This is a genomic window from Streptomyces fumanus, from assembly GCF_014655295.1.
In the GTDB taxonomy this organism is placed as follows: Bacteria; Actinomycetota; Actinomycetes; order Streptomycetales; family Streptomycetaceae; genus Streptomyces; species Streptomyces fumanus.
Genome location: NZ_BNBI01000002.1, coordinates 459,493 through 479,952, shown reverse-complemented (window position 1 = coordinate 479,952; position 20,460 = coordinate 459,493). Strand labels below are relative to the sequence as shown.

The following is a 20,460-nucleotide window of genomic DNA, read 5'->3' as shown; positions in this document are numbered from 1 at the left end:
GGCTTCCCCGGGCTGGTCAGGGCCAGCGAGGCGCCCTCGTCCCTGAAGAATCGTTGTGGCAGGACTTGCGAGGCTCCGCGGTGCCCGGCGAAGCGTTACGCCACCGCCGTAGGACTGCCGGAACGCTTCAGCCGGCGCTCTGTTCCTCGGCCAGGATGCGGTCCAGTGCCTCGTCGAGGTGCGCGTCGAAGTCGGCGAGCACCCCCTCCTGGCCCAGCGGCACCAGCTTGTCGGTGCGGTCGAGGAAGGCGACGAGCGGGGCGGCCGAGGAACGGAACAGCGCCTGGTCGGCGCCCACCTGAAGCCGGATCAGCACTTCGGCCAGCGGCTCGGGCTCCACGGGCGCGATGCGCACATCGCCGTCACCGCACGGCCGGCCCACCCCGTCGATCAGCAACTCCCTGCCGAAGGCCCAGGTCACCGGTGCGTCACCGGGCAGATGGAAGGTCAACCGCACGGCATAGGGATCACAGGTCTCGTACCGCAGCTCCACCGGGATGCGGAAGGAGAGCTCCTCCGACACGAGAAAGCTCATCATGACCTCTGCCTGTACGGACTCGCGCATCGCCTACCCCGTCATTCGCCGTCGACTGGCCGGGAATCAAACCTCTAACACTCATGGCATCTTGCTTAACGTACACACCAGATCACAAGGAGTGAGTTTTCAGATACTGATAGAGATTTCCAGTGACCCCAGCAGCCGCCCCACTTCGCGCTGGAGCCGCTGTGCCGCCGGCAGCAGTCGGTCCGCATGCTGGACGGGCAAGGAGATGGCCATCGTCGCCGGTGTGGTGCCGACGGTGATCGGGATCGCCGCGCACACCGTGCCCAGGGCGTACTGCTGATGCTCGGTCACCGGTCCGACAGGCATCCGTTCGAGCCTTTTCAGCAGGCTCTGGCCGTCCCGCACGGTGTACGGGGTGACGGGCTGCGCCGGATGGCGGGCGAGGTGGTCCCGGCGGGCCTCTTCGTCGAGCTGGGCCAGCAGACACTGGCCGATGGCGTGCGCGTGCCCGGTCTCGCGGAAGTCGGCCCACTCCTCCACCGCCGGGTTGCCGGGAGTGTCGGAGACACACATGACGTCGATCTCCCCCTCCCGGTACACCGCGTAGTACACCGGTACGCCGATCGTGTCCCGCCAGCGGGCGAGCGCGTCGACGACCATGCCGCGACGTTTCTGCTGCGCCCCGCTGCTGCTGAGCCGCTCGGCCGCCTCACCGAGGAAGAACAGCCCCTTCTCACGGCGGAGATAGCCCTCGTGGGCCAGCGTCCGCAGCAGGTGGTAGGCGGTGGGCAGGGCCAGTCCCGTCTCCCGGGCCAACTGCTTGGCGGGGGCGCCGGAGCGGTGCCTGGCGACGCACTCCAGGAGGCGCATCGCCCGCTGCACGGAACCGATGAGCGTCCCGGCGGGCACCTCGGTGACGGGCACTTCCGCGTCGGAGGTCTCCGCAGAGGAGGTCCTCGTGGTGGAGGTTCTCGTGGTGGAGGTTCTCGTGGTGGAGGTTCTCGTGGGGGTGGTTCTTGAGGTGGATGTCCTCGTGGTGTCGGTGTCCGTGCCGGAGGTCTTCGCGGCGGGGGTCCGGGCGGGCGGCCCGGCGGAGGGCCGGTCCGGAGAGGGGGCCTCCGCGGCGGGGGGTGTGGAGCGGGGCTGCACGGGGAGCGTGCGCAGAGGGGCGGGTGGTGCGGTGTCAGCCGTGGCCATGGGTCACTCCCGGAGCGCGAGAGGGCAGCCCCGTGCGGGGAACACGGGTGGGGGTACGCCGCTCGCGGGGGTCGTCCCCGCGTCGAGTTCCGGACTCTAACGGCCGGTCACCGCACGCATACGGTCGGTCCGGAAAACTTCCCTCGCGCGAGGGAACCGGTGATTGCCGTCACCCCCACCGGTGCCCCGTGGTCCTCACCAGTCGCCGCGGGACGAGGAACTGGACATGAACTTCCGTACGACGTAGATCAGTCCGCCCACCAGTGCCACGAAGATCAGCAGCTTGAACAGCAGTGCGACCACGAAGCCGACGACGCTGGCGATCAGGCCGCCGAACACGACCAGGGCGATGACCGGCACCGCGATCCACTTCACCCACCACGGCAGTCCCGTGAAGATCTCTCGCATCGCCCTCGTCCTCATCTCTCCGCCCGTCACCTCGGGCCCGTACTCCTGCCGGGTCCCTCGGTGACCGGGACTTCTCTGACGTCCTGCCTCGATGCTAGGGCCGCCGCGGGACCGCGCGGGGGCTCCGCGGCCCTTGTCTCCCCCTGACCGATCCCCTAGGGAACCCGGAGGCGGCGGGTCAGCTCTCGGGCGGAGAGAACACCACCAGAACCCGCAGGTCCTCGCTGATGTGGTGGAACTTGTGGGCGACGCCGGCCGGCACGTACACCACGCTGCCCCGCGCCACCTCGGTCGTCTCCATGCCGACGGTGATCGCGGCGCGGCCGCTGACGACGAAGTACACCTCGTCCTGCTGGTGCGGCTGCTGCGGGTCGCTGGTGCCCGCGTCGAGCGCGTACAGGCCGACCGACATGTTCCGCTCCCGCAGGAACTGCAGGTAGGCCCCGTCGTTGGCGGCGCGCTCCGCCTCCAGTTCGTCCAGCCGGAATGCCTTCATCGCCTCGTCCGCCCCTGCCTCACCGTTCGTTTCCGTGCGTGTCTGCCACGATCAGACACATGATGAATTTCCTAGTCAAGACGATCGCCAACGCGGGGGCGCTGGCCGTCGCCGTGTGGCTGGTCGACAAGATCACCCTGACCGGGGGCAGCACCGGCAAGAAGACCGGGACGCTGATCCTCGTCGCCCTGGTGTTCGGTCTGGTCAACCTGCTGGTCAAGCCGGTCGTGCGGGTGCTGACCTTTCCGCTGTTCGTCCTGACCCTGGGCCTGTTCACCCTGGTGGTCAACGCGCTGATGCTGCTGCTCACCTCGTGGCTGGCCGACAAGCTCGACCTCAGCTTCCACGTGGAGGGTTTCTGGACCGCCGTCCTCGGCGGCCTGATCGTGTCGATCGTCTCCTGGGCCCTGAACATGGTCCTTCCCGACAAGGACTGACCCGATGACCTACCGCGTCTGTTTCGTCTGCACCGGCAACATCTGCCGCTCCCCGATGGCCGAGGCCGTCTTCCGCGCGCGCGTGGCGGACGCCGGACTCGACGACCAGGTGGCGGTCGACAGCGCCGGCACGGGTGGCTGGCACGAGGGCGAGGGCGCCGACCCGCGCACCCTGGCCGTCCTGGAGGAGAACGGCTACGTCCTGGACCACACGGCCAGGCAGTTCCACGCCTCCTGGTTCTCCCGCCTGGACCTCGTCATCGCCCTCGACTCCGGCCACCTCGGGGCGCTGCGCCGCCTGGCACCCACGGAGCGCGACGCGGCCAAGGTGCGCCTGCTGCGGTCCTACGATCCCGCCGCCGGCCCCGACGACCTCGATGTGCCGGACCCGTACTACGGGGGCGTGGACGGCTTCGAGGAGTGCCTTGAGATGGTGGAGGCGGCGAGCGGCGGTCTGCTCGCCGCGGTACGCGAGCAAGTGGAAGGACGAGCGGCATGAGCGATTCCGCGACCAGCGGGCGAGCCTCCGGGGACGGCGAGCGGGGCGCCGCGGACGGAGCGGAGACGACGCCTCACCAGGCGGCGGTGCCTCCCCGGACAGCGGCGCTTCCGCGGGCGGCGGCGCTTGCGCAGGGGGCCGGGGACGGCACGCGGGCGGTGCGCGCCGGGCTGCCTGAGCCGGTCAAGCACGAGCCGACGCTGCCCGGTCCCGTGTTCGCCGCCCATTTCCACCTGCCGGGCGACCCCACCGGCCCCTACACCTACGGCCGGGACGAGAATCCGACCTGGACGCTGCTGGAGAGCGCCATCGGCGAGCTGGAGGCGCCGGGACGGGACGACGTCGAGACGCTCGTGTTCGCCTCGGGCATGGCGGCGATCTCGTCAGTGCTCTTCTCCCAGGTGCGCGCCGGGGACGCGGTCGTCCTGCCGAACGACGGCTACCAGGCGCTGCCCCTCGCGCGGGCGCAGCTCGAGGCGTACGGCGTCGAGGTGCGTACCGCGCCCACCGGTGGTGACGCCCAGCTCGATCTGCTGGACGGGGCGAAGCTGCTGTGGATCGAGTCGCCGTCGAACCCGGGGCTCGACGTGTGCGACATCCGGCGGCTGGTCGATGCGGCACACGCGCGTGGCGCCCTGGTCGCCGTCGACAACACCCTCGCCACCCCGCTCGGGCAGCGTCCGCTGGAGCTGGGCGCCGACTTCTCCGTGGCCAGCGGCACCAAGCAGCTCACGGGGCACGGTGACATCCTTCTGGGGTACGTCGTCGGCCGCGGCGGCGAGGCGATGACCGCGGTACGACGCTGGCGCAAGATCGTCGGGGCCATCCCCGGCCCGATGGAGGCGTGGCTCGCGCACCGCTCGATCGCCACGCTCCAGATGCGGGTCGACCGGCAGGACGCCACCGCCCTGAGGGTCGCCGAGGCCCTGCGGGAACGGCCCGAGGTGACCGGGCTGCGCTATCCCGGACTGCCGGACGACCCCTCGCACAAGATCGCCGCCCAGCAGATGCGGCGCTTCGGGTGCGTGGTCTCCTTCACGCTGCCTACGCGCGCGCGTGCGGACCGTTTCCTCGACGCGCTGCGGCTCGTGGACGACGCGACGAGCTTCGGCGGCGTACGGTCCACGGCCGAGCGGCGCGGGCGCTGGGGCGGGGACGCTGTGCCGGAGGGCTTCATCCGGCTGTCGGTCGGTGCGGAGGACCCCGACGACCTGGTCGCCGACCTTCTGCGGGCGCTGGACGCTTCCGCGGACTGACCGCTCGGCACGTCCGCCGTCCGGCACGTCTCGGCACAGTCCGCCGTCCGGGCGCCGGGACGGGCCGGGCTGCCAAGGCCCGGGCCGCCGAAGGGCGCGCCGAAGGGCGGGCGGTCCGAGCCTCCCCCCTCGTGGCTCGAACCGCCCCGGTTCCGCGCGCAAGAACCGTGCGGACAAGGCTAGTTGACTCTGTGTCAGTGTCCAATCACAGTAGCGGCAGCGACTCATCGCCATTTTTATGGCTGGGCGGTGCCGGGGGGCTGGGAGAAGGGCGGAAGAGGGGAAGGGTTTTCGTGGATCTGGCCTTGCTGCGCACCTTCGTGACCGTGCACCGGGCCGGTTCCTTCACCCGTGCCGCCGCCCTGCTCGGCCTCTCGCAGCCGGCCGTCACCTCGCAGATCCGCACCCTGGAACGGCAGCTCGGCCGGCCCCTGTTCTTACGCCAGGCCCGGGGCGTCACCCCGACGACCATCGGCGACGAACTGGCGCACAAGGCAGCGCCCCATCTCGACGCCCTGCTGGAGATAGCCGAGTCGGGGCTCGACGAAGCGTCCTCCTTACGGACGCTGCATCTGGCCGGGCCGCCCGAGTTCATCGCCGAACGGGCGCTGCCCGCGCTCAGCGAGCTGAGCGGCGAGGACGGGCAGGGTCTGGCCCTGCGCGCCTCCTTAGCCACTGCCGAAGAGGCGCTGGAGGGGCTGGCCGCCGGACTGCACGATCTTGTCATCAGCACGGCCCGTCCGCGTGGCGCGCTGCTCACGGCGACCCCGCTCTGCGACGAGGAACTCGTCCTGGTCGCCGCGCCGCGCTGGGCCAAGCAGATCGGTGCGGGGACGCGAGGCGGGGGTGACATGGCCGTGCTGGAGCAGGTGCCCGTGATCGAGGTGCACGAGTCGCTGCCGTTCGTGGCCCGGTACTGGTCTTCCGTCTTCGACCTCTGCCCAGCCGCCCCCGGAACGGTCATCGTCCCCGACCTGCGCGCGGTTCTCGCCTGCGCGGTCGCGGGTGCCGGGCTGGCGGTACTGCCCCGCTATCTGGGCGCGGACGCACTGGAGCGCGGTGATCTTGTCGCCCTGCACCATCCGGCGGTCCCCCCGCTGCGGACGTACTTCCTCGCGGTGCGCACCGGCACGCTGGCGTTGCCGCACATAGCGCGGGCCCACGAGTGGCTCCTTCGGGCGGCGGCCGACTGGAGCTGAGCCGGTTTTCCGAGCTACGACATCCGCCGTAGGGCGTCGTCCGCCGGGTCTTGTGAGGGCGTTCCGGGATGTTTCACGTGGAACCAGCCGGGCCACATTTCTCCCATGACCGTCCGACCCGTGGTCAAGCGCACCGCTCGTGCCGTTCTCCTGGACGGCGACGACCTGATCCTGATCAAGCGCACCAAGCCCGGTGTGGATCCGTACTGGGTCACTCCCGGTGGTGGTGTCGAGCCGGAGGACACGACCGTCGTCGACGCGCTCCACCGTGAGGTGCACGAAGAACTCGGCGCGAAGATCACCGACGTGGTTCCCTGCTTCGTCGACACGGTGGAGCACATCGGCGAGGACGCCGCCACGACCGGGGTGAAGGTGCAGCACTTCTTCGTCTGCCACCTGGAATCCATGGACCCGGCCCAGCGGCACGGCCCCGAGGTCGAGGAACCGGCCGGCGAGTACGAGATCGTCCGGGTCCCGTTCACCCGGGTCGGCATCGCCTCCGTCCATCTCGTACCGCTGTCGCTGCGGCACTATCTGGACGGCAACATCGAAGGGGTCCGTGCCCTGCACGCGCATGATCTGGGCTGACCCCGGGCGGACGATCTCTTCGACACGTTTGCCCTGCCCGGCCGCCATCGGTCCGCTTCCGAGAGCGCGCCAGCGTGCCCCCGGCGATGTTTCACGTGAAACGCGGGGTGACCACGCGCCGCACAGCCGACCACGACTTGGCCAAAAGCTCCCACGTCTCAGGGCAAACAGGTGGACGGCGAGGGTCCGCGTCGGTCAGCCTGACCTCCGTGCCGACCTCTTCCCTCACCGCTCTGCCGATCCGCCGTCTGACGCTTCGCGATCTCGCCGTCTGCGCCGACCTGTCCGAGGACCGGAGGTGGCCACGCGAAGAGCACAAGTGGAGCCTCCTGCTCACGGCCGGAAGGGGCTACGGCATCGACGACCCCGAGGGCGGTCTCGTCGGTGCCTGCGCCGTCACCGAGTATGGACCGCACGGGCGCCCCGCTCTCGCGGCCATCGGCATGGTGCTGGTCGCCGAACGCCACGGCCGCAAGGGAGTCGGCCGTCGGCTGATGCGGCATGTGCTCTCCGCGATGGGCACCACACCGCTGACCCTGTACGCCACTCCGAACGGCCGCCCGCTCTACGAGGAACTGGGCTTCAAGGCCACCGGACGGGCCGAGATGGTGCGGGGGCACTTCACGCCGGACGGTGCTGGGTCCCGGGTCGCCACCCGCGCGGCCACCGCGGAGGACCTCACCGCGATCCTCCGTCTGGACGAGGAGGTCTTCGGCACGGACCGCACGCACATCATCACGCGGCTGCCGGCCTTCGCCGACCAACTGCGCGTCGCCGAGGAGGGCGGCCGGCTGATCGGCTACGCGGGCGCCTGGCCCAACATGGACACGCACGTCGTGGGCCCGCTGGTCGCTCGCGACACGGAGACGGCGAAGGCACTGATCGCCTCGCTCGCCGCCCACACCGACCGCCCGCTGCGGACCGACATCGACGCACGGCACGAGGAGCTGCTGGCCTGGGCGAAGGAGCGCGGGCTGGTGCCCGTCGGCTTCAACACGGTCATGACGTACGGCATCACGGAGCTGCCTGGTGACTGGAGCCGAAGGTTCGCTCCCCTGACGGTGGCGGCGGGCTGAACCGACCCGCCGCCGTACCGGGACTCCGGCCCCTGTACGCCGTCGTCGTCAGACCAGGGCCTCGACGGCGGCCGTGGCGAAGGAGTGGTCCTGCTCCGGGGCTCCACCGCCCACACCGATCGCGCCGATCAGCCGTCCGTCCCGGTGGACGGGCACGCCGCCCGCGATGAACAGCAGCGGCCGGTCCAGCGCGGTGGGCAGGGTGTGGAAGAGTCCGCCGGGCTGGACCGCGTCGACGAGATCGGCGGTGGGGGCGTTCAACTGGAGCGCCGTGTACGCCTTGCGGGTGCTGGTCTCCCCGGAGATCAGCACGGCCCGGTCATCGCGCCGGAAGGCGAGCAGGTGACCGCCGGCGTCGAGGACGGTGATGCTGACGGTGACCCCGGCGGCCTCGGCCGCGCGGCGGGCCGCCTCGACGAGGGCCTCGGCGTCCTGGGTGGTCAGCGGGGCGACGGCGGTGGTGGGGGTGGACATCAGGGGTTTCTCCTTGGTGGATCTGGTTCGTTCCGTGGCGGACGGTGATCCGCTGCACGAGGTTGGTTCGGTGACGGGCGGTGGTCCGTCGCACGGGGTTGGTCCAGTGGCGGACGGTGGTCCGCCGCGCGGGGTTGGTCCAGTGGCGGACGGTGGTCCGCCGCGCGGGGTTGGTTCGGTGGCAGACGGTGATGGCCGCCGCCGTCCTGGGTTCAGTGGTGGACGGCAGCCCGCTGCTCGGCGGTGGGCACCGCGCCCGCGACGACGGTGCTCGGGGCGTCGGTCCGCCGCTCCAGGACGGCCGACAGGAAGGCGAGGACCAGAGCCCCGGCGGCCAGGGCGGCGCCCACCCAGTTCGGGGCGGTGTAGCCGAGGCCGGCGGCGATGACCAGGCCGCCCAGCCAGGCGGACAGCGCGTTGCCGAGGTTGAAGGCGCCGATGTTCACGGCGGAGGCCAGCGTCGGGGCGCCGTGCGCCTGGTCGAGGACGCGCTTCTGCAGCGGCGGGACGGTGGCGAAGCCGAAGGCACCGATCAGGACGATGCTCACGGCCGCCGCGATCTTGTTGTGGGCGGTGACGGTGAAAAGGGCGAGCACGATCGCCAGAGCGCCCAGGGAGACGTACAGCATGGGCATCAGGGCACGGTCGGCGAACCGGCCGCCGACGAGGTTGCCACCGACCATGCCGAGGCCGAAGAGGACCAGCAGCCAGGTGACCGAGCCGTCGGCGAAGCCCGTGACGTGGGTCATCATCGGCGCGATGTAGGTGATGGCCGCGAAGACGCCGCCGAAGCCGAGGACGGTCATCGCCATCGCGAGCAGGACCTGGACGTTCTTGAAGGCGGCCAGTTCGTGCCGCAGCCGGACGCCCTCCGGCTTGGGCATGTCGGGGACGAGCTTGGCGATGCCGGCCAGGCCGATGACGCCCAGCGCGGCGACGATGGCGAAGGTGACGCGCCAGCCGACGGACTGACCGACGAGGGTGCCCAGCGGGACGCCCACGACGTTGGCGACGGTCAGGCCGGTGAACATCATGGCGATGGCGCCGGCCTTCTTGTCGGGCGCGACCAGGTCGGCCGCGACGACCGAGCCGATGCCGAAGAAGGCACCGTGGGCCAGGGAGGCGACCACGCGGCCGATCAGCATCACGGAGAAGGCGGGGGCGAGTGCGGAGAGCAGGTTGCCGGCGATGAACAGGCCCATCAGCAGCATCAGCATCCGCTTGCGGGGGATCTTGGTGCCGAGCACGGTCATCAGCGGTGCGCCGAACATGACGCCGAGCGCGTAGCCGGTCACCAGGTATCCGGCGGTGGGGATGGAGACCCCGTAGTCACTCGCGACCTCGGGCAGCAGACCCATGATCACGAACTCGGTCGTTCCGATGCCGAAGGCCCCGATCGCGAGGGCCAGAAGCGCGAGAGGCATGGGGGGACACCTTCCCAGACGATTGCAGGAGCGCTTTGATTGCGTTCACAATAGTTGCACACGCTGGCAATAAGCAACCGCCGTCTATTGCGGTTCTGGTCTACTCTGGTGTCAGCCGCTCCGGACGGAGGAAACGCCAATGACAGCGACGGACCCCGCACTCACCGCTCTGGCCCAGGGCTGGTGCGCCCTCTCCCTGCTGCACGGAAGGATCGAGGCGCACATCGAACGCGCCCTGCAGGCCGGCCACGACCTCAGCGTGCGCGAGTACTCCCTGCTCGACGTGCTCAGCAGGCAGCACGACGGTGACGGCGGGCATCTGCAGATGAAGCAGGTCGCCGACGCGGTCGTGCTCAGCCAGAGCGCCACCACCCGCCTGGTGACCCGCCTGGAGGACCGCGGCCTGCTGGAGCGCTATCTCTGCCCCACCGACCGCCGCGGCATCTACACCAACGTCACCGAGGCCGGTATGAAACTGCTGGAGGAGGCGCGGCCCACCAACGACGCCGCCCTGCGGGAAGCCCTCGACGAAGCGGCCAAGAACCCCGATCTGGCACCGCTGGTCCAGGCCGTCCAGACACTGAAGGCACCGGTTCCCGCGTAACGAAAGCCCTTGTCGTCGCGGTGCCGACGCATAGGGTGCGGATCATGGGAGATCTTGAGATACGCCCCGCCGCCGAGGACGACGTACCGGCGATCGTCGCCATGCTCGCCGATGATCCGCTGGGCGCTCAGCGGGAGTCACCGGACGACCTGAGCCCTTACCGGGCCGCGTTCGAGCGGCTCGCCGCCGACCCGAATCAGCGGCTGGTCGTGGCCGTCCGCGAGGGCCGGGTCGTGGGCACCCTGCAACTCACGTTCATTCCGGGCCTGTCCCGGCGCGGCGCCACCCGGTCGATCATCGAGGCCGTACGCATCCATGCCGACGAACGCGGCAGCGGGCTCGGCACACAGCTCATCGAGTGGGCGATCGACGCATCCCGCCGCCAGGGATGCAGCCTGGTGCAGCTCACGTCCGACGCCAGCCGCACCGACGCCCATCGCTTCTACGAGCGGCTCGGCTTCTCGGCCACGCACGTGGGCTTCAAACTCCAGCTCTGATCCATCGGGCGCCGCCCGCCCCTCGTGCCCTGTTTCACGTGAAACAGGGCACTTCCCGCATCTTCCGCTGCTTGCCTGCTGCTCCTGCTCGGTGCCGGGCTGCTAACCGATCCCCCGCCATCCCTCGGGGTCCACCCCGCCCGGCACGGGAGCGTGTTCGTCGTACGGCTGCCGGGTGAAGACGAAGGACCCGAGGTCCAGGTGGCTCACGGTCCCGTCCGGGCGTCGTACGGCACGCAGCAGCTCCCCGGCGTAGTAGCCCTCCAGCCCGGTCCAGGTGCCGTCGTCGTTGGCCCGGAACCGTGAGCGACGGCCACCGCCCGCGAGCGGCCCCAAGGAAACCCCGCCGTCGGCGGTGAGGCGCAGGGCGAAGGCATGGGTCCCCCAGTACCAGGGGCCGGCCAGCTCCAGCACGGCCTCGTCGACCTGCGGCAGCGGCCGCCAGGGCTCGGGGAAGCGAGGCTCGGCCTCGGCGACGATACGGACCAGGTCGGCGCCCACCGAGCCGAGCAGCGGACCGGAGGTGCAGTTGGTCAGGACCACCGCGGCCACGTCGTCCTCGACGGCGATGGTGAGGTTGGCCAGGAAGCCCGGCAGTGACCCCGAGTGCCCCACGACCAGCCGCCCGCCCTGGCTCTGCACCTGCAGACCCAACCCGTACGTGGCACCGTCCACGACATCCGCGGACTCGGCCGGTGCCGCGGGCACCCGCATCTCCCGTACGCTCTCCGCACTCAGCACCCGGTCGTCCCCGTGGGTCAGGAAGGCGGCGAACCGCGCCAGGTCCCCGGTCGTGGACCAGAGCTGACCGGCCGGCGCCATCCGTCCGAGGTCCTCCGCGGGCTCGGCCAGCAGCACATCGGCCCATGGATGCACCGCCCAGCCGCCCGCATGCGGCGACCGCGGCCGGACACTCGTGCGGTCCAGTCCCAGGGGCTCCAGCACCTCCTGCCGCAGCACCTCCTCCCACGGCGCCCCGCGCAGCTTCTCGACCAGGGCGCCGAGCAGGGTGTACCCCGGGTTGGAGTAGTGGTGCCGCCGGCCCACCGGGTGGAGGAGGGGCCGCTCGCCCAGTACGTCGGCGAGTTCCGGTCGTAGTGAGCCGGGCGTCCGCTCCCACCAGGGCGCGGGCGACTCCGCCGCCAGTCCGGCGGTGTGCGCGAGCAGTTGGGCGATGGTGGCCTCTCCGGCTCCGGTGCCCGGGAGGTGCTTCTCCAGCGGGTCCCCGAGGTCGAGCAGACCTTCGTCGCGGAGCCGCAGGACGAGAACGGCGGTGAAGGTCTTGGTGATGGAGCCGATCCGGTACTGCACCCGGTCGTCGGGCATCTCTCCCTCCACCGAGGTCCGCGAGCCGTGCCAGACGGTCCGTCCCCCGCGGACCACCGCGGCGACCATCGACGGTGCACGCCCTTCGGCCTGGGCCACGGCGATCCGGTGCGCCAGCGCCCGCCGGGTACTGGGCAGCAGTTCTTCCTGAGATGTCGTCATGGTCCCAGTCCACCCGCCGGATCACCCGGCGTCGAGCGCATTTCCACGGTGCCGCGGTGACTCGCGTGCAGGGGCATTGCGGTCATCGGTACCGGCCGGGCCACGCATCAGCAGGGTCCCGCCGGCGCCGGTCAGGGGCGCGGTGACAGGAGTGCTATGCCGCCCCGCGCATCAGGTCTGAGCCATGTCCACGAAGCGTGAGTAGTGGCCCTGGAAGGCGACCGTGATCGTCGCGGTCGGGCCGTTTCGGTGCTTGGCCACGATCAGGTCGGCCTCACCCGCGCGGGGCGACTCCTTCTCGTAGGCGTCCTCGCGGTGCAAGAGGATGACCATGTCAGCGTCCTGCTCGATCGAACCGGACTCGCGCAGGTCGGAGACCATCGGCTTCTTGTCCGTGCGCTGTTCGGGGCCGCGGTTGAGCTGGGAGAGCGCGATGACGGGGATCTCCAGTTCCTTGGCCAGCAGCTTGAGGTTCCGGGACATGTCCGAGACCTCCTGCTGACGGCTCTCGGCGCGCTTGGAGCCGCCGGACTGCATGAGCTGGAGGTAGTCGATGACGACCAGCTTGAGGTCGTTGCGCTGCTTGAGCCGGCGGCACTTGGCGCGGATCTCCATCATCGACAGGTTCGGGGAGTCGTCGATGTAGAGGGGGGCGGCCGAGACGTCCGGCATCCGGCGGGCCAGGCGGGTCCAGTCGTCGTCCGTCATCGTGCCGGACCGCATGTGGTGCAGGGCGACCCGGGCCTCGGCGGAGAGCAGCCGCATCGCGATCTCGTTGCGCCCCATCTCCAGGGAGAAGATGACGCTCGGCAGGTTGTGCTTGATCGACGCCGCCCGCGCGAAGTCCAGCGCGAGCGTCGACTTGCCCATCGCGGGACGGGCGGCAATGACGATCATCTGCCCCGGGTGCAGGCCGTTGGTCAGCGAGTCGAAGTCCGTGAAGCCGGTGGGCACGCCGGTCATCTCGCCACTGCGGGAGCCGATCGCCTCGATCTCGTCGAGGGCGCCCTCCATGATGTCGCCCAGCGGCAGGTAGTCCTCGCTGGTCCGCTGCTCGGTGACGGCGTAGATCTCGGCCTGGGCGCGGTTGACGATCTCATCGACGTCGTCGTCGGCCGCGTAACCCATCTGGGTGATCCGCGTGCCCGCCTCGACCAGGCGCCGCAGGACGGCCCGCTCATGGACGATCTCCGCGTAGTACGCGGCGTTGGCCGCCGTCGGCACGGTCTGGACGAGGGTGTGCAGATACGACGCCCCGCCGACCTTGTTGATCTCGCCGCGCTTGGTCAGTTCGGCGGCGATCGTGATGGGGTCGGCCGGCTCGCCCTTGGCGTAGACGTCGAGGATCGCCTGGTAGATCGTCTCGTGGGCCGGCTTGTAGAAGTCGTGCCCCTTGAGCAGCTCCACCACGTCGGCGATGGCGTCCTTGGAGAGCAGCATGCCGCCCAGGACCGACTGCTCGGCGTCCAGGTCCTGCGGCGGCACACGCTCGAACGACGCGCCCCCGCCGTCCCACGCGCCGCCCTCCCGGCCGCGCTCGTGCTGCTCCTCGCGGCCCCCCGGTCCGTCACCGCGTCGGCGGGAGGCGGGCAGACGATCACTGGGGCCGCTGTCGGCCCACGGCTCGTCCAAGGGCTCGGAAATGCTCACCGAGCCACCTCCTCCCGTCCGCCGTGCGGACCTCGCCGTGCCCCTCATTTCTACGGCACGGCACTGACAAATAAGAGGCCCAACTCCGGTTCTGGCGCGTCGGTTTTATGGCGATTCGCGAACCGACGTACGGAGCGGGCGCCGGACCACCGTAGGCCCGTGGAGGGCGTCAGCCAATCTGGTTATCCACAGGCCATGTGGACGACCGCCCAGATGCTGTGGAGAACTCCGCGAAACCTGTGCACGAGCCGGTGGACAGCCCTGTGAACAAGCCCTCCTCTCTTCCGCCAGAACGCCTCTGACCAGCGCTTCTTCCATCCACCGGCTGTGCAGAAGAAAAACTTCCCCAGGAGAACCAAGATCGCTGCGCACCGCACGCGCGAGGACGCACGACCAGACCGTAAGTAAGGGTCACAAAAGCTTTGCATCACTTACCTGTGGAAGATTAGATTGGTGCCCATGACACAGGCCCCCGCGCGCTCGCGGACCGCCCGGCGCCGGCACGACCGAGAGATCATCGCTCTGGCCGTCCCGGCCTTCGGCGCGCTCGTCGCCGAGCCCCTCTTCGTCCTGGCCGACAGCGCCATCGTCGGCCATCTCGGTACGGCGCAGCTCGCCGGACTCGGCGTCGCCTCGGCCCTGCTGACGACCGCCGTCAGCGTCTTCGTCTTCCTCGCCTACGCCACCACGGCCGCCGTCTCCCGACGCGTCGGTGCCGACGACCTCCCGGCCGCCATCCGCCAGGGCATGGACGGCATCTGGCTCGCCCTGCTGCTCGGCGCCGCCGTCATCGCCGTCGTTCTGCCCACGGCACCGTCCCTCGTCGGACTCTTCGGCGCCTCGGACACCGCGGCCCCCTATGCCACCACCTATCTGCGCATCTCCTCGCTCGGCATCCCCGCCATGCTGATCGTGCTCGCCGCGACCGGCGTCCTACGGGGCCTGCAGGACACCAGGACCCCGCTCTACGTGGCCATCGGCGGGTTCGTCGCCAACGCCGGTCTCAACGCCGCGCTCGTCTACGGTGCCGGTCTCGGCATCGCGGGCTCCGCCTGGGGGACCGTGATCGCCCAGGTCGGCATGGCCGCCGTCTATCTGACGGTCGTCGTCCGCGGTGCCCGTGAGCACGGTGCCTCCCTGCGCCCGGACACCGCCGGCATCCGCGCCTCCGCCCAGGCCGGCGTACCGCTGCTGGTCCGCACGCTCTCGCTCCGGGCGATCCTGATGATCGCCACGGCCGTCGCCGCGCGCCTCGGTGACGCCGACATCGCGGCCCACCAGATCATCCTGTCCCTGTGGAGCCTGCTCGCCTTCGCCCTCGACGCCATCGCCATCGCCGGACAGGCCATCATCGGCCGGTACCTGGGAGCCGGTGACGCCCAGGGCGCCCGGCGTGTCTGCCGACGGATGGTGGAGTGGGGCGTGGCGGTCGGGGTCGTCCTCGGGGTGCTGGTCGTGATCACCCGACCGGCGTTCCTGCCCCTGTTCACCGGTGACTCCGCGGTCAAGGACGCGGCCCTGCCCGCCCTGGTGATCGTGGCGCTCGCCCAGCCGGTCTGCGGAGTGGTCTACGTCCTGGACGGGGTGCTGATGGGCGCGGGCGACGGCCCGTATCTGGCCTGGGCCATGCTGATCACTCTCGCGGTCTTCACGCCCGCGGCACTGCTCGTCCCGGAGTTCGGCGGTGGGCTCACGGCCCTCTGGGCGGCGATGACACTGATGATGGCCGTGCGGCTGGTGACGCTGTGGGTCCGGACGCGCTCCGGTCGGTGGGTCGTCACCGGCGCGACCCGCTGACCGTTTCACGTGAAACACCCGACCCCGGACCGCTGGACCGCACCTCACGCCGCCACGAGCCGTGCCGACCGTTCGATCCGTGGGGTCGCATACGCCGGGCACGAGAATGGGGCCGCACCCGAGAGGGATGCGGCCCCATCAACGCGTTACCGCGGCGATCCCGGCACTCAGGCCGCGACGACCTCGATGTTGACCTTGGCGTCGACCTCGGGGTGCAGACGCACGGAGGTCGCGTGGGCGCCCAGCGTCTTGATCGGCGAGGCGACCTCGATGCGGCGCTTGTCGACCTCGGGGCCACCGGCAGCCTTGATCGCCGAGGCGATGTCGGCCTGGGTGACGGAGCCGAAGAGACGACCGGCGTCGCCGGCGCGGACGGCCAGGCGGACCTTGACGCCCTCGAGCTGGGCCTTCACCTGGTTGGCCTGCTCGATGGTCTGGATCTCGTGGATCTTGCGAGCACGACGGATCTGCTCGACGTCCTTCTCGCCGCCCTTGGTCCAGCGGATCGCGAACTTCCGCGGGATCAGGTAGTTACGGGCGTAACCGTCCTTGACGTCGACGACGTCGCCCGCGGCACCGAGGCCGGAGACCTCGTGGGTGAGGATGATCTTCATGATTCGGTCACCCTTCCCTTATCGCGCGGTGGAGGTGTAGGGCAGCAGCGCCATCTCACGGCTGTTCTTCACGGCCGTGGCGACGTCACGCTGGTGCTGCGTGCAGTTGCCGGTCACGCGGCGGGCACGGATCTTGCCGCGGTCGGAAATGAACTTCCGCAGCATGTTCGTGTCCTTGTAGTCCACGTACGTGACCTTGTCCTTGCAGAAAGCGCAGACCTTCTTCTTAGGCTTGCGCACAGGCGGCTTCGCCATGGTGTTTCTCCTGTGTGATCAAGAAGTTGGGGTACGGGCCCGGCCCTAGAAGGGGGGCTCGTCCGAGTAGCCGCCACCGCCGCCGGAGCCACCGCCCCAGCCGCCGCCACCGCCCTGCTGGCCACCGGCGGGAGCGCCGGTCGCCCACGGGTCGTCGGCGGGAGCGCCGCCGCCGGGCTGACCGCCGCCGGGGCCGCCGCCCCAGCCGCCGCCACCCTGGCCGCCGCCCTGACCGCCACCGCCGTAACCGCCCTGGCCTCCGCGGCCCTGGCCGGAGGTCTTGGTGACCTTGGCCGTGGCGTTGCGCAGGCTGGCGCCGACCTCGTCGACGTCCAGCTCGTAGACCGTGCGCTTGACGCCCTCACGGTCCTCGTAGGACCGCTGCTTCAGCCGGCCCTGCACGATGACGCGCATGCCTCGCTGAAGCGACTCGGCGACGTTCTCCGCCGCCTGGCGCCAGACCGAGCAGGTCAGGAAGAGGCTCTCGCCGTCCTTCCACTCGTTGGTCTGGCGGTCGAAGGTGCGGGGAGTGGACGCGACACGGAACTTCGCGACGGCCGCACCGGACGGGGTGAAGCGCAGCTCGGGGTCATCGACAAGATTGCCGACGACCGTGATGACGGTCTCGCCTGCCATGGGGGAACCTCTCGGCGGGTTTGCTGCTGGCTGCTTGTGCTGCTACTCGAAATCCCGGACCGACTGAGTGAAGGACTCAGTGGGTCTCGGGACGGAGGACCTTGGTCCGGAGGACCGACTCGTTCAGGTTCATCTGGCGGTCGAGCTCCTTGACGACCGCAGGCTCGGCCTGCAGGTCGATGACCGAGTAGATGCCCTCGGGCTTCTTCTTGATCTCGTACGCGAGACGACGACGGCCCCAGGTGTCGACCTTCTCGACCTTTCCGCCACCGTCACGGACGACAGAAAGGAAGTTCTCGATCAGCGGAGAGACGGCGCGCTCCTCGACATCGGGGTCGAGGATGACCATCACCTCGTAGTGACGCATGTGGAACCCACCTCCTTTGGACTCAGCGGCCACGGTCGTTCCGTGGCAGGAGGGTTGTGATGCGTACGCCTCGGTGTCTGTCAGTAGAGCAGCGGCCACTGACAATCGGGTGACCGTCAGGGCTCTCGGGGCTGTCCCGGGCAGACACCGGTGCAGACGGTACACAGTACCCGCACACCGGCTTCCGGTTGAAATCCGGCCGCAAAGGCGGTCAGTCTGGACACATCGGGTGTGTATGGCGCTACGATGCGCCGCGTTTCGCAGGAGGTGCCCATGGCACAGGCATTGCGACCCACCAACGGCGCCGGCGGCCTCTTCGCCACCGACGGCAAGCCCCATCCGCTGCAGGACGGCCTCATGGCGGTGACCCTGGTGCTGGGCGTCCTGTCGTTCATCACGGCCTGGTTCCACCATCTGCACCTGCTGAGCTCCTGGGCCGGGCTGCTGGGGCTGCTCGTCGGCGCCTACGGCCAGTGGATCTCCGAGACGACCCGTGAGCGCTTCGGCCTGATCCTGGGGCTCGGGGCCTCGGGCGTCGGCTTCCTCCTGGGCATGGCGCACGGCGGCCTCTTCGGCGGGGTCATCGACTGACGCCCGGGCACCACGGCACGGGCACCGTGCGACGCTCCGGCCGGCGTCCGGCCGGAGCAAAGGTGCCCCACGCCCGGACGGGGCGCCCCATGGGCGCAGTAGGCTTCGCGCGTGAGCCGGAGCCCCTGAACCCATGGGGACACACCAGCCCGAGGAGCGCCCCGAATGAGCCTGACCCTGAGGACCATCAGTCGAGAGCAGCATCTGGCGTACATCCAGAGCCTGCCGTCGGCGAGTCACATGCAGGTCCCGGCATGGGCGGACGTCAAGGCGGAGTGGCGCTCGGAGAACCTCGGCTGGTTCGACGAGCGGACCGGTGAACTGGTCGGCGTGGGTCTGGTCCTCTACCGGCAGCTCCCCAAGATCAAGCGCTATCTCGCCTATCTCCCCGAGGGTCCGGTCATCAACTGGTTCGCGCCGAACCTCCAGGACTGGATCGAGCCGATGCTGGCGCACCTCAAGCGGCAGGGCGCCTTCTCGGTCAAGATGGGCCCGCCGGTGATCATCCGGCGCTGGGAGGCCACGTCGATCAAGAAGGGCATCCAGGACCCGGACGTCAAGCGCCTGCGCGACCTGGAGGCCGACTTCATCGAGCCGCGCGCCTTCGAGGTGGCCGACAAGCTGCGCCGCATGGGCTGGCAGCAGGGCGAGGACGGCGGCGCCGGCTTCGGCGACGTACAGCCCCGGTACGTCTTCCAGGTGCCGCTGGCCAACCGGTCCCTGGAAGAGGTCCACAAGAACTTCAACCAGCTCTGGCGCCGGAACATCAAGAAGGCCGAGAAGGCCGGTGTCGAGGTCGTCCAGGGCGGCTACCACGACCTGGAGGAATGGCAGCGGCTGTACGAGATCACGGCCGTGCGCGACCACTTCCGGCCCCGCCCGCTCTCGTACTTCCAGCGCATGTGGTCGGCCCTCAACAGCGAGGACCCCAACCGCATGCGGCTGTACTTCGCCCGCCACAACGGGGTCAACCTGTCGGCGGCGACCATGCTGATCGTCGGCGGCCACGTCTGGTACTCCTACGGCGCCTCCGACAACATCGGCCGCGAGGTCCGGCCCTCGAACGCGATGCAGTGGACGATGCTGCGCGACGCCTACGCGCTCGGCGCCACCGTCTACGACCTGCGGGGCATCTCCGACTCGCTGGACGAGAGCGACCACCTCTTCGGGCTGATCCAGTTCAAGGTCGGCACGGGCGGGCAGGCGGCCGAGTACCTCGGCGAGTGGGACTTCCCGCTGAACAAGCTGCTCCACAAGGCGCTCGACATGTATATGTCGCGCCGCTGACCACACGCTCGCCGGATCCCCGGCTCCGACAGCTCCCATACCTCTGATACACCGCAGCCACGAGAAAGGTTCCAGGTCCGGCCATGGCGCTCACGCTCTACGTCGACACCGCGCGCTGGCGGGCGCACCACAAGCACGTGCAGGAGCAGTTCCCCGGGCTGGTCCCGGTCTGCAAGGGCAACGGCTACGGCTTCGGGCACGAGCGGCTGGCGGAGGAGGCCACGCGGCTGGGCTCGGACATCCTCGCCGTGGGCACGACGTACGAGGCCGCCAGGATCAAGGACTTCTTCGGCGGGGACCTGCTGGTCCTGACGCCGTACCGGCGCGGCGAGGAGCCAGTGCCGCTGCCCGACCGGGTGGTGCGCTCCGTGTCGTCCGTCGACGGGGTGTACGGCCTGGTGGGCGCCCGGGTCGTCATCGAGGTGATGTCCTCGATGAAGCGGCACGGCATCAGCGAGCAGGACCTGCCGCACCTGCACGCCGCCATAGAGAACGTCCGCCTGGAGGGGTTCGCCCTCCACCTGCCGCTGGACCGCGCCGACGGCTCGGACGCCGTCGAGGAGGTCATCGGCTGGATGGACCGGCTGCGCGCCGCCCGTCTGCCGCTGCACACGATGTTCGTCAGCCACCTCAAGGCGGACGAGCTGGCCCGTCTCCAGCAGCAGTTCCCGCAGACCCGTTTCCGCGCCCGCATCGGCACCCGGCTGTGGCTCGGTGACCACGACGCCACCGAGTACCGCGGGGCCGTCCTGGACGTCACCCGGGTGGCCAAGGGGGAGCGCTTCGGCTACCGGCAGCAGAAGGCGGCCTCGGACGGCTTCCTCGTGGTCGTGGCGGGCGGCACCTCGCACGGCGTGGGCCTGGAGGCCCCGAAGGCGCTGCACGGCGTCATGCCGCGCGCCAAGGGCGTCGCCCGGGCCGGTCTGGCCACGGTCAACCGCAACCTCTCGCCGTTCGTCTGGGGCGGCAAGCAGCGCTGGTTCGCGGAGCCGCCGCACATGCAGGTCTCCATCCTGTTCGTGCCCTCCGACGCGCCGGAGCCCAAGGTCGGTGACGAGCTGGTGGCCCACCTGCGGCACACCACCACGCAGTTCGACCGGCTCGTCGACCGCTGA

The 20,460-nt window shown here is 70.1% G+C and carries 24 protein-coding genes; 12 read left to right on the top strand and 12 right to left on the bottom strand.

The genetic code is table 11. From position 1 onward, the window contains the following. Positions 1-127 precede the first annotated feature (127 nt). The 4 genes from IE316_RS06390 to IE316_RS06375 form a co-directional block, all read right to left on the bottom strand. The gene (locus IE316_RS06390; protein ID WP_190203132.1) at positions 128-565 is read right to left on the bottom strand and encodes an SsgA family sporulation/cell division regulator; all 438 of its coding nucleotides are present in this window, start codon (positions 563-565) and stop codon (positions 128-130) included. Between the two features lie 99 nt (positions 566-664). After that, positions 665-1,375, bottom strand: coding sequence for an IclR family transcriptional regulator (locus IE316_RS06385; protein ID WP_190203301.1), 711 nt, complete (start codon positions 1,373-1,375; stop codon positions 665-667). A 522-nt stretch (positions 1,376-1,897) separates the two neighbouring features. Further along, a complete protein-coding gene (locus IE316_RS06380; protein WP_190203131.1) occupies positions 1,898-2,110 on the bottom strand; it encodes a DUF5326 family protein in 213 nt (70 codons plus the stop codon). 178 nt (positions 2,111-2,288) lie between these two features. Next, a complete protein-coding gene (locus tag IE316_RS06375; protein WP_190203130.1) occupies positions 2,289-2,606 on the bottom strand; it encodes a cupin domain-containing protein in 318 nt (105 codons plus the stop codon). Positions 2,607-2,665: 59 nt separating this feature from the next. On the opposite strand from IE316_RS06375, the gene IE316_RS06370 reads away from it, so the two are divergent. The 6 genes from IE316_RS06370 to IE316_RS06345 all read left to right on the top strand — a co-directional run bounded on the left by IE316_RS06370 (position 2,666) and on the right by IE316_RS06345 (position 7,661). After that, entirely contained in the window at positions 2,666-3,043 is a 378-nt protein-coding gene (locus tag IE316_RS06370) for a phage holin family protein (protein WP_190203129.1), read from the top strand. A 4-nt stretch (positions 3,044-3,047) separates the two neighbouring features. Continuing rightward, the gene (locus IE316_RS06365) at positions 3,048-3,542 is read left to right on the top strand and encodes a low molecular weight protein-tyrosine-phosphatase (RefSeq protein ID WP_190203128.1); all 495 of its coding nucleotides are present in this window, start codon (positions 3,048-3,050) and stop codon (positions 3,540-3,542) included. Continuing rightward, complete coding sequence (locus tag IE316_RS06360; RefSeq protein WP_229910218.1) at positions 3,539-4,798, top strand: cystathionine gamma-lyase; 1,260 nt, start codon at positions 3,539-3,541, stop codon at positions 4,796-4,798. Before IE316_RS06365 ends, IE316_RS06360 begins: the two co-directional genes overlap by 4 nt. 293 nt (positions 4,799-5,091) lie before the next feature. Next, the gene (locus IE316_RS06355; RefSeq protein WP_190203127.1) at positions 5,092-5,997 is read left to right on the top strand and encodes a LysR family transcriptional regulator; all 906 of its coding nucleotides are present in this window, start codon (positions 5,092-5,094) and stop codon (positions 5,995-5,997) included. A 105-nt stretch (positions 5,998-6,102) separates the two neighbouring features. Then, a complete protein-coding gene (locus tag IE316_RS06350) occupies positions 6,103-6,585 on the top strand; it encodes an NUDIX domain-containing protein (protein WP_190203126.1) in 483 nt (160 codons plus the stop codon). 209 nt (positions 6,586-6,794) lie between these two features. Continuing rightward, complete coding sequence (locus IE316_RS06345) at positions 6,795-7,661, top strand: GNAT family N-acetyltransferase (RefSeq protein WP_190203125.1); 867 nt, start codon at positions 6,795-6,797, stop codon at positions 7,659-7,661. Between the two features lie 48 nt (positions 7,662-7,709). Here IE316_RS06345 and IE316_RS06340 read toward each other — a convergent pair whose 3' ends face one another. Then, positions 7,710-8,135 carry a GlcG/HbpS family heme-binding protein gene (locus IE316_RS06340; protein WP_190203124.1) on the bottom strand — a complete coding sequence of 142 codons (426 nt, stop codon included), beginning with the start codon at positions 8,133-8,135 and terminating at the stop codon, positions 7,710-7,712. A 212-nt stretch (positions 8,136-8,347) separates the two neighbouring features. Beyond that, positions 8,348-9,559, bottom strand: coding sequence for an MFS transporter (locus IE316_RS06335; protein WP_190203123.1), 1,212 nt, complete (start codon positions 9,557-9,559; stop codon positions 8,348-8,350). 139 nt (positions 9,560-9,698) lie between these two features. Between IE316_RS06335 and IE316_RS06330 the strand changes: the two genes are divergently transcribed. Beyond that, complete coding sequence (locus tag IE316_RS06330; RefSeq protein ID WP_190203122.1) at positions 9,699-10,163, top strand: MarR family winged helix-turn-helix transcriptional regulator; 465 nt, start codon at positions 9,699-9,701, stop codon at positions 10,161-10,163. A gap of 44 nt (positions 10,164-10,207) precedes the next feature. Next, positions 10,208-10,660, top strand: coding sequence for a GNAT family N-acetyltransferase (locus IE316_RS06325; protein ID WP_190203121.1), 453 nt, complete (start codon positions 10,208-10,210; stop codon positions 10,658-10,660). A 102-nt stretch (positions 10,661-10,762) separates the two neighbouring features. Here the strand turns inward: IE316_RS06325 and IE316_RS06320 are convergent, their stop codons facing one another. Together IE316_RS06320 and dnaB are read right to left on the bottom strand one after the other, a co-directional pair. Beyond that, positions 10,763-12,148, bottom strand: coding sequence for a serine hydrolase domain-containing protein (locus IE316_RS06320; protein ID WP_190203120.1), 1,386 nt, complete (start codon positions 12,146-12,148; stop codon positions 10,763-10,765). 171 nt (positions 12,149-12,319) lie between these two features. Next, on the bottom strand, positions 12,320-13,798 hold the full coding sequence (dnaB, locus tag IE316_RS06315; RefSeq protein WP_190203119.1) for a replicative DNA helicase: 1,479 nt from the start codon (positions 13,796-13,798) through the stop codon (positions 12,320-12,322). Positions 13,799-14,257: 459 nt separating this feature from the next. Here dnaB and IE316_RS06310 point away from each other — a divergent pair, with 459 nt between their 5' ends. Beyond that, positions 14,258-15,595 (top strand): MATE family efflux transporter, encoded by a 1,338-nt coding sequence (locus IE316_RS06310; protein ID WP_190203118.1) that lies wholly within the window; start codon positions 14,258-14,260, stop codon positions 15,593-15,595. A 167-nt stretch (positions 15,596-15,762) separates the two neighbouring features. Here the strand turns inward: IE316_RS06310 and rplI are convergent, their stop codons facing one another. The 4 genes from rplI to rpsF all read right to left on the bottom strand — a co-directional run bounded on the left by rplI (position 15,763) and on the right by rpsF (position 17,467). Then, the gene (gene rplI / locus IE316_RS06305; protein ID WP_190203117.1) at positions 15,763-16,209 is read right to left on the bottom strand and encodes a 50S ribosomal protein L9; all 447 of its coding nucleotides are present in this window, start codon (positions 16,207-16,209) and stop codon (positions 15,763-15,765) included. Between the two features lie 18 nt (positions 16,210-16,227). Continuing rightward, entirely contained in the window at positions 16,228-16,464 is a 237-nt protein-coding gene (gene rpsR, locus IE316_RS06300) for a 30S ribosomal protein S18 (protein WP_003949403.1), read from the bottom strand. A 45-nt stretch (positions 16,465-16,509) separates the two neighbouring features. Continuing rightward, positions 16,510-17,100 (bottom strand): single-stranded DNA-binding protein, encoded by a 591-nt coding sequence (locus IE316_RS06295; RefSeq protein WP_190203116.1) that lies wholly within the window; start codon positions 17,098-17,100, stop codon positions 16,510-16,512. 76 nt (positions 17,101-17,176) lie between these two features. After that, the gene (gene rpsF / locus IE316_RS06290; protein ID WP_003991486.1) at positions 17,177-17,467 is read right to left on the bottom strand and encodes a 30S ribosomal protein S6; all 291 of its coding nucleotides are present in this window, start codon (positions 17,465-17,467) and stop codon (positions 17,177-17,179) included. A gap of 273 nt (positions 17,468-17,740) precedes the next feature. Between rpsF and IE316_RS06285 the strand changes: the two genes are divergently transcribed. From IE316_RS06285 to IE316_RS06275, 3 genes are all read left to right on the top strand, one after another. Beyond that, positions 17,741-18,058, top strand: a complete 318-nt coding sequence (locus tag IE316_RS06285) for a hypothetical protein (protein ID WP_190203115.1) — start codon at positions 17,741-17,743, stop codon at positions 18,056-18,058. 165 nt (positions 18,059-18,223) lie between these two features. Further along, the gene (femX, locus tag IE316_RS06280; protein WP_190203114.1) at positions 18,224-19,345 is read left to right on the top strand and encodes a peptidoglycan bridge formation glycyltransferase FemX; all 1,122 of its coding nucleotides are present in this window, start codon (positions 18,224-18,226) and stop codon (positions 19,343-19,345) included. 83 nt (positions 19,346-19,428) lie between these two features. Continuing rightward, a complete protein-coding gene (locus IE316_RS06275; protein WP_190203113.1) occupies positions 19,429-20,460 on the top strand; it encodes an alanine racemase in 1,032 nt (343 codons plus the stop codon).